We start from the raw sequence: 13,893 nt of genomic DNA, 5'->3' as shown, positions 1-13,893 counted from the left end.
CCCCCCCCCCCCCCCCCCCCCCCCCCCCCCCCCCCCCCCCCCCCCCCCCCCCCCCCCCCCCCCCCCCCCCCCCCCCCCCCCCCCCCCCCCCCCCCCCCCCCGCCCCCCCCCCCCCCCCCCCCCCCCCCCCCCCGGCCGGTCAACCTTCCAGCATCGCCTGCATCTGCTGGATCTCGGCCTGCTGGGCGTCGATGATCTGCTGGGCCATCGTGCGGGCCTGCGGATTACTCCCCTCGGCGAGTTCGGTCCGCGCCATCTGTACCGCGCCTTCGTGGTGGGCGATCATCATGGTCAGCCACAGCCGGTCGAACTCGGCGCCCTGCGCGGCCTCGAGTTCGGCCATATCCTCGGCGGTCATCATGCCGGGCATACTGCCGTGGTCCATGCCCGAATGGCCGGTGCCCTCGGGTACCGGCGCTCCCCACGCCTGCAACCACCCCGTCATGGCGGTGATCTCCGGGTCCTGCGCCTGCTGGATGCGGGCGGCCAGATCCAGTACGCGGGGATCGGTCGAATGGGACGGCACCAGCGCCGCCATCTCGACCGCCTGCCGGTGGTGCGGGATCATCTCCTGCGCGAAACGGATATCCGCCGCGTTGTGCTCGTCGGCCACCGGCGGGCCGGTAACCACCGAGGTGGTCGCGGAGCCGGTGGCCGGGCTGCTGCCGGATCCTCCAGTGTCGTCACCGCAGGCGGTCAGCACAACGGCGGAGCCGAGCAGTGCGAGAGTGATCGAGGCCGGCGAATTTCTGTTCATGTTGCGGTTCTCCCTGGGTTGGTCGTTGCGACTGGCGGAACAGCGCCGCGACCCGGACGCGCCGGGTCCGGCGGGCGTCCGTCACAGCCGCAACACACCCAGGGCGGCCAGTCGCCGGGCGAGCGGCGGTGGCCGGGCGCGGACGAGCGGGTCGCAGTGGAGCGCCGGGCACGGGACGTATCCGGCCACGCCGTGGGCGACCACGAAGAACACCAGGACGATCCCGGCCAATGCCATCAGGACCGCGAGGCACAGATGCAGCAATTCGTGCCCCGCGCCGTGGCCGGATGGGCTGTCGTGCGCGGGCCCCGGCACGAACGCACCCGGCGTATCGCAGCAGAATGCCCGGTCGGCGAGTGCCTCCGCCGGCGAGCCGCTCTCGGACTGCACCACGCCCGCACCGCTGTGGTGCATGTCCCCGGCCACGGGTTCGCCGGCGGGGAGATGATGCATACCCAGCACGGCCGCCGCCATCAAGACAGGCAGCAACCATCGAGCGAGTATTCCCGCGATGCCGGAGTGCACGAACCCGAATGTAGCAACCCGCTTCCGGCCCGGGCCGGTGCGCCGGGTCCGGCCGCGCAGCCGGGCACGGCGTACCGGCCTGCCCGCCGGACGCCCGGGACCGTCGCGTCCGGCGATCAGCCGCCCATGATGGCGTTCATGATCGTGCCCGCGCTGGTGGCCACCGCGCCGCCCATCATCGCGCCGGCGATCTGCTTGGGGGCGGTCAGCGATCCGCCGTTCCACTTCTCCCAGGCGAACTTGCCGCCGCCGAAGACGATCGAGGTGACGCCGGAGAGCAGAACGAACCAGGTGAGGTACCGGGTCATCTGGGTGATCTTGTCCGATAATGGCGGTGCTTCGGGGGTGGGATTGCCGACCTGGGCGAGCACCGCGTAGCTGTCGTGCCACGCGGGAAGGCCGTCGTGCAGTGCGGTGAGGATCATGCTCATTGTGGTCGTGCCCCTCTCGGATGCCGGTGTATCCGGTGGCGGACGAATGCCGTTTCCGTAAAGCCGAACCCGACCGGTTATTGAAGCGCAATCGCGGCCACCGTGGGGGGAGACTCGCCGATTTCCTGTGGTCAGCGCCGAAAATCGCGGCGTGTCATCGATCCGACACGCCCGGCAGGCCGCACGGAGCAGCCGATTGGCATCCGGATCCTTCCGGGCACGCGAGGCGGCCGGGGCCGCGTCACCGATCCGTCACAACACGCCGACGGCTCCGTCACGGGCTCCGCGTGCCGGTGGATCTTCCCGCGGGGCCGGTTAGTTTCGGTTCGCTCCGCTGTTTCCGCAGCAACGACAACCGATCATTCACCCGGGAGGTTTTGCGTGGGATCACGAACAGCACGGCGCATCTCGGTCGCGGCTACCGGTTTCGCCGGTGTCGCGGCCTCGGCTCTTCTGCTCGCCCCGGCGACGGGCGCGGATCCGGACGTGCCGGAGCCGTGGATCGTCCTGCAACTCGGCCCCGGGCCGGTCGAAGCGGAACCCGGTACGGCGGCCGAACCGGACGCGAGCAGGTCCGGGGACAGCGCCGGTTCCCGCTCCACGGTCGAACCGGGCGGGCCGGCCACGGACAGCAGCACCGGCGCGACAGACACCGGCAGCGGCCCGACGAGCACGGACAACAACAGCGACACCACCAACTCGGACAGCGGCGAGGGTACCGCCACGGACAGCGGCGGCGGCGCGGCGGACAGCGGCGGAGTCACGGACAACCGGCCGTCCGGTACCGAGGGTGGTAGCCCGGCCGCCGGCAGTGGTGGCAGGGGTTCGGTGCACGGCGACAACAACTCGGCGTTCGGCGACAGCGGCCCGACGGCGAACGGCAGCGACGCGACCGGCGCCGAGAGCGCGCCCACCGCGGAGGGCGGGACCGGGCCGAACGCCGACAGCACCGGCACGGGCCCGGCCACGGACGGTGGCAACGGCACCGCTGCCACCGCGGACAGCAGAAACGGAACGGGCGCGAGCACGGACAGGAGCCCCACCGGGCCGGCCACGGAGAGCGGCGACAACTCCGCCCCGGCGGGCAAGAGCGGCGCCGCCGCGGAGTACGACACCGGCCCCGCCGATACGGAGGGCACGGATCCGGCCACCGGGGCGCCCGCGGCTTCGGCGGACAGCGGCGAGGCCGGTGCCGCCGAGGGGACCACCGGCGAGGAATCCACCACGGGACGCGCGGCGAACCCGTCCCCCGGGCCCGCCGGGCAGCTGCGTCCGCCGTGGCTGGTCGGGCCGGAGTCGTAAGCGGCGGAGGCCGAGCGGCAGGGTCCCGGCGGCGCCGGTGGCCTCGCCGGAGCCGCCGCTCAGGAGGCCGGCGCCACCGGCACCCCCAGCACATCCATCAGTTCGCCGAAGGTCTGTGCGGCCGCCACCTCCCGTTCGGGTAGCGCGATACCGTACTTCTTCTCGACCAGCACGATGATCGAGAGGATGGTCAGCGAATCCAGTCCCAGTTCGGCCGGGGTCGCCTCGGCCGCGATCGCGTCGAACTCCAGGTCGCACTGTGTGCGCAGGAATTCGGCGACATAGTCGCGTATCGGTGTATCGGACACGGTGGCAGGCCTTTCCCCGGTGTCCGTAACCGGTCGGGTGGACGGTGATCGACCCGTGCAGGATGACGTGCCCGGGAAACCGCCGGATGTCCGGCGGCCGAACCGTTTTCGTCCGGCCGGTGGCCGGTTGCCGAACCGGCGGTACCCGGCCGGTTTCTTACCAGGTGAGCACGGCCTTGATCACCGAACCCGCGTGCTGCGCCGCGAGTGCGGCCGCGATATCGGTATGGGGAAAGCGGGTCACCAGCCGGTCGACCGGGAGCAGGCCCCGGCGGTGCAGCTCGAGCAGGTGCGGGATGAAGGTCGCCGGAACCGCGTCGCCCTCGAGGCAGCCGCGGATCGTCTTGCCTTGCAGCACCATATCGCGTACATCGATCGGCGGTATCCCGGTGCCGAGGCCCACCGCGACCACCGTCGCGCCGGTGGTCAGCGCATCGAAGGCACCGGCCAGCACCGCGGGGATACCGGTGGTGTCCAGGGCATGGGTGGCACCGCCGCCGGTGACCTCCCGAACTGTCCGCACCGTATCCGCGCCGGCCGGATCCACGACGATATCGGCACCCAGTTCGGCGGCGAGTTCGCGGCGCGCCGCGGCGGTTTCCACGACGACGGTCCGGACGCCGGGGACGGTCCGGGCCGCCAGCAGGGCCGCCGAGCCGACCGCTCCCCCGCCGTAGATGGCCAGCCAGGCCCCGGATTCCGGCCGTAACACGTTGAGCACCGCGCCCGCGCCGGTCTGGAAACCGCAGCCGAAGGAGGCGGCGACGGCCGGATCCACGGCGGCGTCGACGACGACGGTGTTGTCCGCGGTGGCCAGTGCGTAGGCGGCGAAGCTGGACTGTCCGAAGAAGCCGTCACGCACGGGTTCACCGGCGACGGTGATACGCGGGGATTTGTCGGCGCGGCGGCCGAAATGATTCAGCGCGGTGGAATGCCGGCAGTAGGCGGGCCGGCCGGCCGCACAGTTGGGGCAGGCACCGCAGTGCCGGAAGGTCAGCACCACATGATCGCCGGGCGCCACGGTGGTCACCGCCGCGCCGACCGCCGCCACTACCCCGGCACCCTCGTGCCCGAGCAGCACCGGCCGGTCGGGCCGGCCCAGCGGCCGGTTCACCAGATCGGTGTGGCAGATCCCCGAGGCGAGGATCCGCACCAGGATCTCGTCGTCGCGGGGACCGTCGAGATCCACCGTCTCCACGGTGAACGGTGCGGCCGGGTCGCGGGACAGCAGCGCCGTCGTCCGCATCGTCACGCCCGTTCCAGCAGGAAGTAGAAGTACTCCCCGTTCGCGAGAACCAGTTCCGGCCGGCCGTTCATGATGCCCATCAGCGTGCTGTCGTCGAGCCACTTGAAGTGGTCGAATACCGCGCGACCGTCGTAGACCATGGTCGCGGTCACTTCGCCGCGGAATTCGATGTTCCACAGCGTGGCCTCGCCCTGGCCGAGTTCCACGTTGGAGAACAGGGTGCCGTCCTCGGCCCGGCAGATCAGCGGTTTCGCATCGCCGAGCGAGTGGAACGTTTTGCCGTACCAGCGGCTCTTGGGGAGTGCCCGGCACAGCGGATGCCCGGTCTGGAAGGCGTCACCGCGCCATTCGCCGAGGATGTCCTCGGCGCGGGCGGGCCGCAGCCGCGCCCACAGATCGTCCAGTTCTTCGACCGAGACGCCCTCGGCCTGTTCCCGCAACTGCTGCCACCGTGGTTTGTCCGCGCTCATATCAGTCCCATCCACCGTTCGGCGAACCATCTGGTTCGGCAACGACCTTAGTTCCGAACCATCTGGTTCGGCAAGCTACGATCTGCCCATGCGTGCGGCAGGCCAGGCGACCCGGGAGCGGATCCTCGCGGCGGCCAAAGCGGAATTCGCCGAATACGGGATCGCCGGCGCCCGGATCAATCGGATCGCCGCGGCCGCCCAGGCCAGCAAGGACCGCCTCTACGCCTACTTCCCCGGCAAATCCGACCTCTACGCGGCGGTCACCGAACAGTGGACGGCACAAACCACCGCCGAGACGGCCCTGCGCGCCGAGGACCTGCCCGGATACGTGGGCCGGTTGTTCGACCATTTCCTCGCCCATCCCGAGAATGCCCGGCTGCAGGCGTGGGCCGAACTGGAACCGGCCGACGAACGCATCGAGCAGGTCCTGCGCCACACCGTCGACCCGAAGCTCGCCGAGATCCGGCGCGGCCAGCGCACCGGGATGATCACCACCGATATCCCCGCCGCGACACTGCTGCGCATGCTGACCGAACTCGCCCGCAGCACCGCGGTGTACTCCGGGCCGGGCCCGGCCCGGCGGATCGCCGAACAACGCGCCGCGGTCGTGCTCGCCGCCCGGCGGCTCGTAGCGCCGCGTCCGGACAGCACGTAACGACAGCTGAACTCCCCGGAATCCGCGGCACACCCGGTCACCAGGGTCCGGGCGATTCGCTGCCACCGTCCCACCCGTGGCGGCATACGCCGGAACAGATCCGTGAGTTCAGGCGGGATCCGCCGGGGCGTCGCCGTAGACCACCAGCCAGATCGCACGACCCAGCGCCGCTGCCAGTTCCGCGTCGGAGATACCGGTGCGGACCGCGAAGGCCGTGCTGATGGAACGCTCCACCATCGCGGCCAGTACCAGCGCGGTGGCCGCGGGGTCCAGATCCGGCGCGACCCGCCCGGCGGCCCGGTCGGCCTCGAGGCGTACCCGCACCAGATCGACGAAGGTCGCGACCCGGCCCCGCCAGTAGGCCCCGACGTCACGGTCGTAGGCGGCGAGTTCGCTCAGCGCCAGCAGCAGATAGCGATGGCGGCGGAAGCCGCCGATCATGGCGCTCATGGCCCGGCGCACCCCGGCCTCGCGGTCGGTGTGCTCGGCGTTCCACCAGCGTTCGGCGGCGGCGAACAGATCGCTGGTCGCCAATTCCGCCATCCGGATCAGCAATTGGCTCTTGTCCGGGAAATACCGGTAGAAGGTGGACCGTGCGACCTCCGCTGTCGCGGCGATCCGCTGGACCGCGATCTCGGTGTAGGGCGTGCCGTCGGCGAGCAGATCCTCGACCGCGCGCAGTACCCGCTGCTCGAATTCGGCCCGGCGGTCGTCGTCCGGTTGACGAGCGGGCCGCGGCGCTCGGGTCAGCGACGGCATCCGGGGACCGCCGTATCGCTCGACCACAGTCTCGGGTGTCCGCTCACAAGGTCCATGCGCCCATTGTGCCCCGCGATCCGGCAGCGGCAGCGCTCACCGGTGCCCGTCGATGCGGCCGGGCGAGCCGGAACAGGTCGCCGACCGGCCGGCCCGGAAAACTGTGCGGGACAGTGCCGCTCAGGTGGTTGACATTCGCTCCGTGGCACCGCACCATCAATCGGACATAGTGTCCGAGACTCGATGACCGAGGCGGTTCGTATGGTTGGCTCCCACGCCCCGGCCCAACGAGCGGACGTCGTGGTGGTCGGCGCTCGATGCGCAGGTTCGGCCACCGCGGCCACCCTGGCACGAGCCGGACATCACGTCGTCGTCCTGGACAGCGCGCGGTTCCCCGCCGACACCCTGTCCACCCACCTCCTCTGGCCGGCCGGCGTCGCCGAACTGTCCCGGCTGGGCGCCCTGGACGCCGTGCGCGAGATCGGCGCCCCCGAACTCACCCACGCCTACGCCGCCGGCGCCGGCTACGTCATCGAAACACCGTTTCCCGAGGTGGACGGCATCGACTACACCCTGTGTGTCCGCCGCACCGGCCTCGATCACGCGCTCGTGCGTACCGCCCGCGACGCGGGGGCCGAGATCCGCCAGCGCTGCCGGGTGACCGAACTCGTCTGGGACGGCGAGCGGTGCGCCGGCGTCCGCTACACCGGACCCGACGACCGGACCGTCGAGATCCGGGCCGCCTTGGTGGTCGGCGCCGACGGCCGCCGCAGTACGGTGGCCCGGCTGGCCGGGGCGGCGACGCCCTACGTATCCGAACCCAGCGGGCGGGACTGCTATTTCGCGTACTGGCGCGACAATTCCCCCGCATGGCGAGCGACCGCCGCGCAATGGCGCGCGGGTGCCGATCTCGGGACGGCCTTCCCCTGTGACGACGGCCTGCTGTTGTGCCTGGTCCAGCCGCCCGCGGAAGCCGGCAAGCTCCGGCCCGGCGATACCGGACGACGCTATGCGGCGGCGCTGGATCGTATTCCGTTGCTCCGCGAACGATTGCGCGGCTGCGAACAGGTGGGCCGGGTTCGCGCGGCCACCGAGATCACCTCCTACTTCCGGCGTTCGAGCGGACCCGGCTGGGCACTACCCGGCGACTCCGGCCATTTCAAGGATCCGGTCACCGCCCAGGGCATTCGCGACGCCCTGCACTACGGCCGCCGGCTCGCCGAGGACGTGGCCCCGGTCCTGCACGATCCCCCGCACCTGGATCGCGCGCTGGCCGGATGGGAGCGGCGCCGGGTGGCCGAATGCCGGGAGATCTACCACTGGACCAATCGGCTGGCCCGGGGCACGGCGATGAGCCCGCTCGAGGTCGAGCTGTACCGGGCCGCCACCACCGACCGGGAACTCGCCGCGATCACCACGGCGATCTTCTCCCGCACCAGGCGCCCCGCCGACCTCTACACACCGGCCCGGATGGCGCGGCTGACCACCGGCGCCCTCTGGCGGCATCGCCGCAATCCGGCCCCGGTGATCCGCGATCTGGCATGCGAGATCGCCACCGCCACCCGCGAATTCCATACGTCGTGCACCGCCCTGCGCGGCAACCCACCCTCCACCGTGTGACCAGGAGAACACCATGCCGGATCAGCTGCCGAAGATGTCAGCCCCGATCGACCGCCGCACCGCCCTGCGCGGCGCACTCGCCGGCGCCGCGCTGGTCGCGGCCGGTTCGGCGACCGCCACGGCACAACCCGCCCGGCACCGCACACCGGGTCTACGCACGGGCGGTAAGGAGGTGGCGATCTTCGGCGGTGGGATGGCCGGGTTGTCGGCCGCCCACGAACTCGCCGAACGCGGTTTCCGGGTCACCGTGTACGAACCGTCGTATCTGGGCGGGAAGGCGCGCAGTATGGGCGTCCCCGGGACGGGCACCGGCGGGCGCGCGGATCTGCCCGGCGAGCACGGATTCCGGTTCTTCCCCGGCTGTTATCAGAACATCCCCGACACCATGCGCCGGATCCCGTTCCCCGGTAATCCGAACGGCGTCCTGGACAATCTCATTCGCGTGCAGGGCACCGTCGCCGGCTTCCGCGACCGGCCACCGATTTTCGCGCCGGTGGAGATCGGTGCGCTCGACCAGATCACCCCGGAACGTCTGCAGAACAGCATCATCAGCGCCTTCGGTTTCATCCCGGAGCTCCCGCCCCACGAATTGGCCTTCTTCGGCAAGCAGATGCTCATGTGGTTCACCTCGAGCACCGAACGCCGGTTCGGGCAGTGGGAATACCAGACCTGGGAGCAGATCATGCGCGCCGACGGTAAATCCGCCGCCTACCGTGCGTATCTGGTCAACGCGCTCACCCGGATCACCGTGGCGGCCAAACCCCATCTGAGTTCGGCGCGCACCATCGGCACCATCGGCGAGGCGCTGGTGCTCGCCGGAACCGGGGTGATCCCGGAATTCTCCGGCGGCGTGGACCGCATCCTGAACCGGCCCACGAACGCGGCGTGGATCGACCCGTGGGTGTCGTACCTGCAATCCCGTGGCGTGCGGTTCGTCATGGGGCAGCGGGCGAGCCGGCTCTCCTACGCCGGCGGCCGGATCGATTCCGTCACGGTCACCGATGGGCAGGGCACGGCGACCTCGGTCGTCGCCGACTACTACGTGTGCGCCATGCCGGTGGAGAAGACGGTTCCGCTGCTCGACGACCGGATCCTTACCGCCGACCCGCATCTGGCGGGGATGCGGGAACTGCTCACCGACTGGATGGTCGGCATCCAGTACTACCTGCGCCGCCCCACCGAAATACCGGAGGGCCATATCGCCGCGCTGGGCTCGCCGTGGGCGCTCACCGCGCTACGGCAGGCACCCATGTGGGTCGGCGATTTCGCGAGCCGGTACGGCGACGGATCCGTTCGGGAATGCTTCTCGGTGGATATCTCCGATTGGGACACCCCGGGAATCCTGCATCGACGACCGGCGAAACAATGCACCGCGACGGAGATCGCGGCCGAAGTGTGGGCACAGCTGAAGGTGTGGCTGAACACCGGAACGGGCTGGCTGCGCGACGAGGATGTGCACTCGTGGCATCTGGACCCGGGTATCAGCTGGTCGGCGGGCGGTACGCACAACGAGACCCCGTTGCTGGTCAACACCGTCGGCTCCTACGACCACCGGCCGTACGCGCACTGCGCGATTCCCAATCTCTTCTTCGGCGGCGACCATGTCCGCAGCCATATCGACCTCGCCACCATGGAGAGCGCGAACGAATCGGGCCGTAACGCGGCCAACGCCATTATCGACACCGCCGACGACCCCGCACCTCACGCGCCGGTGTTCCCGCTGGTCGCGCTGCCCGCGTTCGAGGCCGCCAAAAGGCTCGACGCCGACCGGTTCCGGGCGGGGCTTCCCCACATCCTGGATGTCTAGCGGCCGCACGGGCTCGCACCGGCCCATCGGTGGGCGCGGCGCGGGCCCGGCGCAGACGCGTCGATTCGCGGGAAAGCATTGTCTGTCGTAAGCGCTTCCTCGAGAATGGGTTTCGAGCCGAGATCCGGCTTCTTGGGGACCGCCGGCGCTCGCGCACCGGCAGATCAAGTGGGGAACATCATGAGAATCAAGCACATCGCGGCCACCGCGCTGATCTCCATCGGCGCTCTCGGCGCCGCCACGGGCACCGCGCACGCCGATTCGCACGCCACCGAGGTAGCCGTCCGCGGCGCCGAGGCGGGCGTCGGATATGTCGTGGCCCCGAACGAATCCGGTACGGCCGTGGTGGCCACGCTCGAGACCGGTACTTTCCGGCTCGCCGCGAACGGCGCGGCGGTCACCGTGGCCGACCCCGCGGGCCGCGTGCTCACCACCCTGCCGCTCGGGGTGGCGGCCGGTGGCGCCACCGCCCCGTTGGCGGCGGCGGTCTCCGCCGACGGCCGCACACTCACCGTGACTCCCGAGGCCGCGACCCCGGCGGGCCGCCATCTCGCCGAACTGGTCGCCGACCCGGGCACCGAAGCGCGCAAGATGCACAATGCCGGGATCGGCGCGCTGGTCGGTGCCGGAATCGGTGCGGTGCTGGGCTTCTTCCTGGGTGGAGTCGGCGCCCTGGTCACCATCCCGATCGGGGCCGGGATCGGCGCGCTGATCGGCTATTCCACGCCCTGACAGCAGGACTCGGCGGCGCGCTGACATTCCGGCGGCGCGCCGCCGCACCCCTTCCGGCGGTCGGGTACGCCGATTCGATTGCCCCCGAACCGTTATCGCCGCTTCCGGACAGCTCCGGCACCGCGGCACGGAGCCGTTTCTGTCGTACCCCCGCAGTAAAATCATGCAGGTAGGACACAGTCGGAAGGGTCAGCGGCGGGCGGTGTTCCGGCCCCGCCGACGGCTCGCCGGCGTATCGGAACCGGGGGTTCTGTGATGAGTGAATTCGGACAACAACGACTGCTGCCGCCCCGTCAGCACGGGGCGTCGTGGCGCGAATCGGAGTATCGGGCCATCGTGGCGCAACTGCGCGCCGGTAAGGATCTGTCCGCCATCGCCGAAGAACTCGGCCGCACACCGTCGGCCGTGCAGGCCGCGCTGCGGAATTTCGTGCCCCCGCACGAAAAGGTCCGGGCGAGCGAGCGCGCCGGTTGGTTGCGCGACCGGCTGGCCGCCGAGCCCGAGTGGGACTGGTGGGCGACCGTTGTGGACAACCATCTGCACGGCCCGTCGGCGCTCTGGCTCACCGAACACGAACATATCGCCCGCCGGGCCTGGCGGGAACACACGCCGATGCCGGTGCTGGCGCAACGGCTCGGCACCGCCGAGATCGAGGTCGCCGGATTCCTGCGGGCACTCGGACTGGCCGAGAACCTGGCCGAGGTCGCCGACCGGCTCGGCGCCACGCCGGGGCAGGCACTCGCCAAGCGGGTGAACGCGGCACGCGATCAGGACCTGACCGGCGGCTGGGTGCTGGTGGTCGACGGTGCGGCCGGAACCGTGCGGCACCGCAGCGCGCCGGTACGGCGCCATGTCTCGGTCCACGAGAGCCGGGCCGCCGCCGAGGCCGGCCGCGACCGGGTGCTGCGCCGGCATCGCCGGAGCGCCGGCGCGAGCAGCACGCCGGTGTGGTGGACGATCGCGCAGCGCGGGGTCGGCGATACCGCGGGCCGCACCTACTGCGGTGTGTACCACCCGCAACTGGCCCGCAGCGGCGTCCGGGCCGACGCCCTCGAGATCGGCGACCGCATCCGCATCGCCGGTTCCGACGGCAAACCGGTGGAGGCGATCGTCGAATCGATCGCGCAGCGCGGTGAGGTGGTCGTCGCCGATCTCGGCCCCGTCGGTGAATCCCGGGTACGCCAGATGATCGAGTTCGACGCCGGTGAACGGGTCGAGGTCCTCGCCGGCGAGGAGTAGCCGCGACGCCGGGCCGTCAACCGCCGGACGCGGCGCGGCCCGGCATGAGGGCGCTGGCGACCACCATCGCCACCGTCATCACCAGCACCGCCACGAACACCAGATGCACACCTTCGGCCAGTAGGTCCGGGGCCGGTACCGCGGCATCACCGACCCGCGAGTTCACCAGCGCCCCGAATACCGCGACACCCACCGCGCTGCCGATCGACCGGGCGAACATGTTCGCCGAGGTCACCACGCCGCGTTCGTTCCAGCTCGCGCCGGTCTGCGCGGCGATCAGGGTGGGGCTCGCGACCAGTCCCATGCCCAGTCCGATGAGGAAACAGGTGGCGGCGATCTGCCCGAGTGGCGACCCCGGCCCGATGAACAGGGTCGCGCCGGCGCCGAGCGCACCGAGCACGCTGCCGAGGACGGCGGTGAGCCGGAAACCGATCCGCAGATACACCCGGCCGGACAGGGACGCCGAGATCGGCCACCCGAGCGTCAGCGCCCCCACGGTGAGGCCACCGACGAGCGCGCCGGTACCCAGCACCCCTTGGGCGAAGGTCGGCACGTAGGAGGTGAGTCCGAGCAGTAGCGCCCCGACCAGCAGCGATACCGCCGAACTCGCCACCACCACCCGCCGGGTGAACAGCCACAGCGGCAGGATCGGATTCGCGGCACGGCGCTCCACGGCGACGAACAACAGCAGGGCGGCCGCTCCGCCGGCGAAGATGCCGATACCGGCCGGGGAATTCCACGCCCACGACCGTCCGCCCTCGAGGAGGCCGAGGATCACCGCGCCCGCGCCGGAGGTCAGCAGGATGGCACCGGCGTAATCGACCCGCCGGCGCTGCCGCGGAACGTCCTCGGTGAAATGGCGCACGAGCATCCACGCCGCCCACGCCGAGAGCGGCAGGTTGATCAGGAAGATCCAGCGCCAGCCGAGATAGTCGGCGAAAACGCCACCCAGCAGCGGCCCGGCCACCGACGACAGCGCCCAGACCCCCGCGATATACCCCTGCGCCTTCGCCCGTTCCGTCAGCGTGTACACATCGCCGGCGATGGTCATGGTCATCGGCTGGATGGCGCCCGCGCCGATACCCTGTACCGCGCGGAACACGATGAGCCACACCATACTTCCGGCGAGACCGCACAGCAGCGAGCCGAGTGCGAATACGGCGATACCGAACAGGATCACCGGTTTGCGGCCCACCATATCCGCCACTTTCCCGTAGACCGGTACCGTCACCGCCTGAGCGAGCAGATACACGGAAAACAACCAGGGAAACTGGGCGAAACCACCGAGGCTCGCGGTGATCGAGAGCACCGCGGTGGCGATGATCGTCGAATCCAGTGCGATCAAGGCGGTGGCCAGCATCAACGACCCCAATATCGGACCGCGCTCGGACCGGAGTCCGACGGCGGCCTTCGCGGTATCCGCCACCACCGGCGTACCCCTTTCGTTGTGCAAACAAACAGGCCAACACACCCGGGCGGTGACGCTATTCCCCGCGGACCGGGCGGGCACGCGGTTTTCCACCTGGTGGGACGGCGCCCGGCGGTGCCGGCTTGTGCCGGCACGCAACCTCGCGCGGCGCGGCCTGTGAAGGCGCACAGCGCCCCTGTGGCGCAACGGAATCCGCGGCTAGCATCCGCGGAATGAAAAATCCGGCACGTTCCGCACCCACCGTTCGTCATCGGCTGCTGCGGTGTGGCCTCGCGTTCGCCGCGGCCCTCGGCGCCGGTGCCTGCGGGCCGGGCGAGGCCACCGATCCGGCCGCGGTCTGGGACCCCTGCGCGCTACCCGCCGGCCTGCTCACCGAGGCGGGGTTCCCGGCGGAGTCGGGGGGGGGGGGCGGGGGCGGCGGCGCCCCCCGCGGGGGCGGGGGGGGGTGGGGGGGGGGAGGGTGGGGGGGGGAGGGTGTGGGGGGGGTGCTGGGGCCTGGGTAAAAATCGCAGTTGGAGTACCTCCGCGGTGGGGGGGGCGACCGGCCGCCGAGGGCGCCGCGACCGGTGCCCGACAAGGGCGTAGGTGTGCTGGAGTTCGGTGGTCGATACCAGGG

General features: G+C 71.0%; 14 protein-coding genes. 6 read left to right on the top strand and 8 right to left on the bottom strand.

Features of this window, described 5'->3' with window-relative positions:
- Window positions 1–139 precede the first annotated feature (139 nt).
- From QH276_RS03090 to QH276_RS03080, 3 genes are all read right to left on the bottom strand, one after another.
- Window positions 140–757 carry a DUF305 domain-containing protein gene (locus QH276_RS03090; protein ID WP_280402499.1) on the bottom strand — a complete coding sequence of 206 codons (618 nt, stop codon included), beginning with the start codon at window positions 755–757 and terminating at the stop codon, window positions 140–142.
- An 81-nt stretch (window positions 758–838) separates the two neighbouring features.
- Window positions 839–1,282: a hypothetical protein gene (locus QH276_RS03085; RefSeq protein WP_280402498.1), complete on the bottom strand. Its 444-nt coding sequence runs from the start codon at window positions 1,280–1,282 to the stop codon at window positions 839–841.
- 116 nt (window positions 1,283–1,398) lie between these two features.
- Complete coding sequence (locus QH276_RS03080; RefSeq protein WP_280402497.1) at window positions 1,399–1,713, bottom strand: hypothetical protein; 315 nt, start codon at window positions 1,711–1,713, stop codon at window positions 1,399–1,401.
- Between the two features lie 381 nt (window positions 1,714–2,094).
- On the opposite strand from QH276_RS03080, the gene QH276_RS03075 reads away from it, so the two are divergent.
- Entirely contained in the window at window positions 2,095–3,015 is a 921-nt protein-coding gene (locus QH276_RS03075) for a hypothetical protein (RefSeq protein ID WP_280402496.1), read from the top strand.
- Between the two features lie 59 nt (window positions 3,016–3,074).
- On the opposite strand, the gene QH276_RS03070 is transcribed toward QH276_RS03075, so the two are convergent.
- The 3 genes from QH276_RS03070 to QH276_RS03060 form a co-directional block, all read right to left on the bottom strand.
- Window positions 3,075–3,323 carry an acyl carrier protein gene (locus QH276_RS03070; RefSeq protein WP_280402495.1) on the bottom strand — a complete coding sequence of 83 codons (249 nt, stop codon included), beginning with the start codon at window positions 3,321–3,323 and terminating at the stop codon, window positions 3,075–3,077.
- Window positions 3,324–3,480: 157 nt separating this feature from the next.
- The gene (locus tag QH276_RS03065) at window positions 3,481–4,569 is read right to left on the bottom strand and encodes a zinc-binding dehydrogenase (RefSeq protein WP_280402500.1); all 1,089 of its coding nucleotides are present in this window, start codon (window positions 4,567–4,569) and stop codon (window positions 3,481–3,483) included.
- A gap of 2 nt (window positions 4,570–4,571) precedes the next feature.
- Window positions 4,572–5,039: a DUF4334 domain-containing protein gene (locus tag QH276_RS03060; protein WP_280402494.1), complete on the bottom strand. Its 468-nt coding sequence runs from the start codon at window positions 5,037–5,039 to the stop codon at window positions 4,572–4,574.
- A gap of 88 nt (window positions 5,040–5,127) precedes the next feature.
- Between QH276_RS03060 and QH276_RS03055 the strand changes: the two genes are divergently transcribed.
- Complete coding sequence (locus QH276_RS03055; protein ID WP_280402493.1) at window positions 5,128–5,694, top strand: TetR/AcrR family transcriptional regulator; 567 nt, start codon at window positions 5,128–5,130, stop codon at window positions 5,692–5,694.
- Between the two features lie 108 nt (window positions 5,695–5,802).
- On the opposite strand, the gene QH276_RS03050 is transcribed toward QH276_RS03055, so the two are convergent.
- Window positions 5,803–6,480 carry a TetR/AcrR family transcriptional regulator gene (locus QH276_RS03050; RefSeq protein WP_280402492.1) on the bottom strand — a complete coding sequence of 226 codons (678 nt, stop codon included), beginning with the start codon at window positions 6,478–6,480 and terminating at the stop codon, window positions 5,803–5,805.
- 231 nt (window positions 6,481–6,711) lie between these two features.
- On the opposite strand from QH276_RS03050, the gene QH276_RS03045 reads away from it, so the two are divergent.
- The 4 genes from QH276_RS03045 to QH276_RS03030 all read left to right on the top strand — a co-directional run bounded on the left by QH276_RS03045 (window position 6,712) and on the right by QH276_RS03030 (window position 11,848).
- Window positions 6,712–8,070: an NAD(P)/FAD-dependent oxidoreductase gene (locus QH276_RS03045; RefSeq protein ID WP_280402491.1), complete on the top strand. Its 1,359-nt coding sequence runs from the start codon at window positions 6,712–6,714 to the stop codon at window positions 8,068–8,070.
- 13 nt (window positions 8,071–8,083) lie between these two features.
- Window positions 8,084–9,877 (top strand): hydroxysqualene dehydroxylase, encoded by a 1,794-nt coding sequence (locus tag QH276_RS03040; RefSeq protein WP_280402490.1) that lies wholly within the window; start codon window positions 8,084–8,086, stop codon window positions 9,875–9,877.
- A 180-nt stretch (window positions 9,878–10,057) separates the two neighbouring features.
- On the top strand, window positions 10,058–10,609 hold the full coding sequence (locus QH276_RS03035) for a hypothetical protein (RefSeq protein ID WP_280402489.1): 552 nt from the start codon (window positions 10,058–10,060) through the stop codon (window positions 10,607–10,609).
- Between the two features lie 255 nt (window positions 10,610–10,864).
- Window positions 10,865–11,848: a hypothetical protein gene (locus QH276_RS03030; RefSeq protein WP_280402488.1), complete on the top strand. Its 984-nt coding sequence runs from the start codon at window positions 10,865–10,867 to the stop codon at window positions 11,846–11,848.
- Between the two features lie 16 nt (window positions 11,849–11,864).
- Here the strand turns inward: QH276_RS03030 and QH276_RS03025 are convergent, their stop codons facing one another.
- Entirely contained in the window at window positions 11,865–13,277 is a 1,413-nt protein-coding gene (locus tag QH276_RS03025; RefSeq protein WP_280402487.1) for an MFS transporter, read from the bottom strand.
- Between the last annotated feature and the right edge of the window lie 616 nt (window positions 13,278–13,893).

Source organism: Nocardia carnea (assembly GCF_029869215.1).
GTDB classification, from domain to species: domain Bacteria; phylum Actinomycetota; class Actinomycetes; order Mycobacteriales; family Mycobacteriaceae; genus Nocardia; species Nocardia carnea_B.
This window is presented reverse-complemented; position numbering and strand designations above follow the sequence as displayed.

Bases quoted from the DNA above. Each gene is read 5' to 3' on its own strand.
- QH276_RS03055 (WP_280402493.1), top strand. From the start codon at position 5,128: ATGCGTGCGGCAGGCCAGGCGACCCGGGAGCGGATCCTCGCGGCGGCC.
- QH276_RS03045 (WP_280402491.1), top strand. From the start codon at position 6,712: ATGGTTGGCTCCCACGCCCCGGCCCAACGAGCGGACGTCGTGGTGGTC.
- QH276_RS03030 (WP_280402488.1), top strand. From the start codon at position 10,865: ATGAGTGAATTCGGACAACAACGACTGCTGCCGCCCCGTCAGCACGGG.
- QH276_RS03040 (WP_280402490.1), top strand. From the start codon at position 8,084: ATGCCGGATCAGCTGCCGAAGATGTCAGCCCCGATCGACCGCCGCACC.
- QH276_RS03090 (WP_280402499.1), bottom strand. From the start codon at position 757: ATGAACAGAAATTCGCCGGCCTCGATCACTCTCGCACTGCTCGGCTCC.
- QH276_RS03065 (WP_280402500.1), bottom strand. From the start codon at position 4,569: ATGCGGACGACGGCGCTGCTGTCCCGCGACCCGGCCGCACCGTTCACC.
- QH276_RS03080 (WP_280402497.1), bottom strand. From the start codon at position 1,713: ATGAGCATGATCCTCACCGCACTGCACGACGGCCTTCCCGCGTGGCAC.
- QH276_RS03060 (WP_280402494.1), bottom strand. From the start codon at position 5,039: ATGAGCGCGGACAAACCACGGTGGCAGCAGTTGCGGGAACAGGCCGAG.
- QH276_RS03035 (WP_280402489.1), top strand. From the start codon at position 10,058: ATGAGAATCAAGCACATCGCGGCCACCGCGCTGATCTCCATCGGCGCT.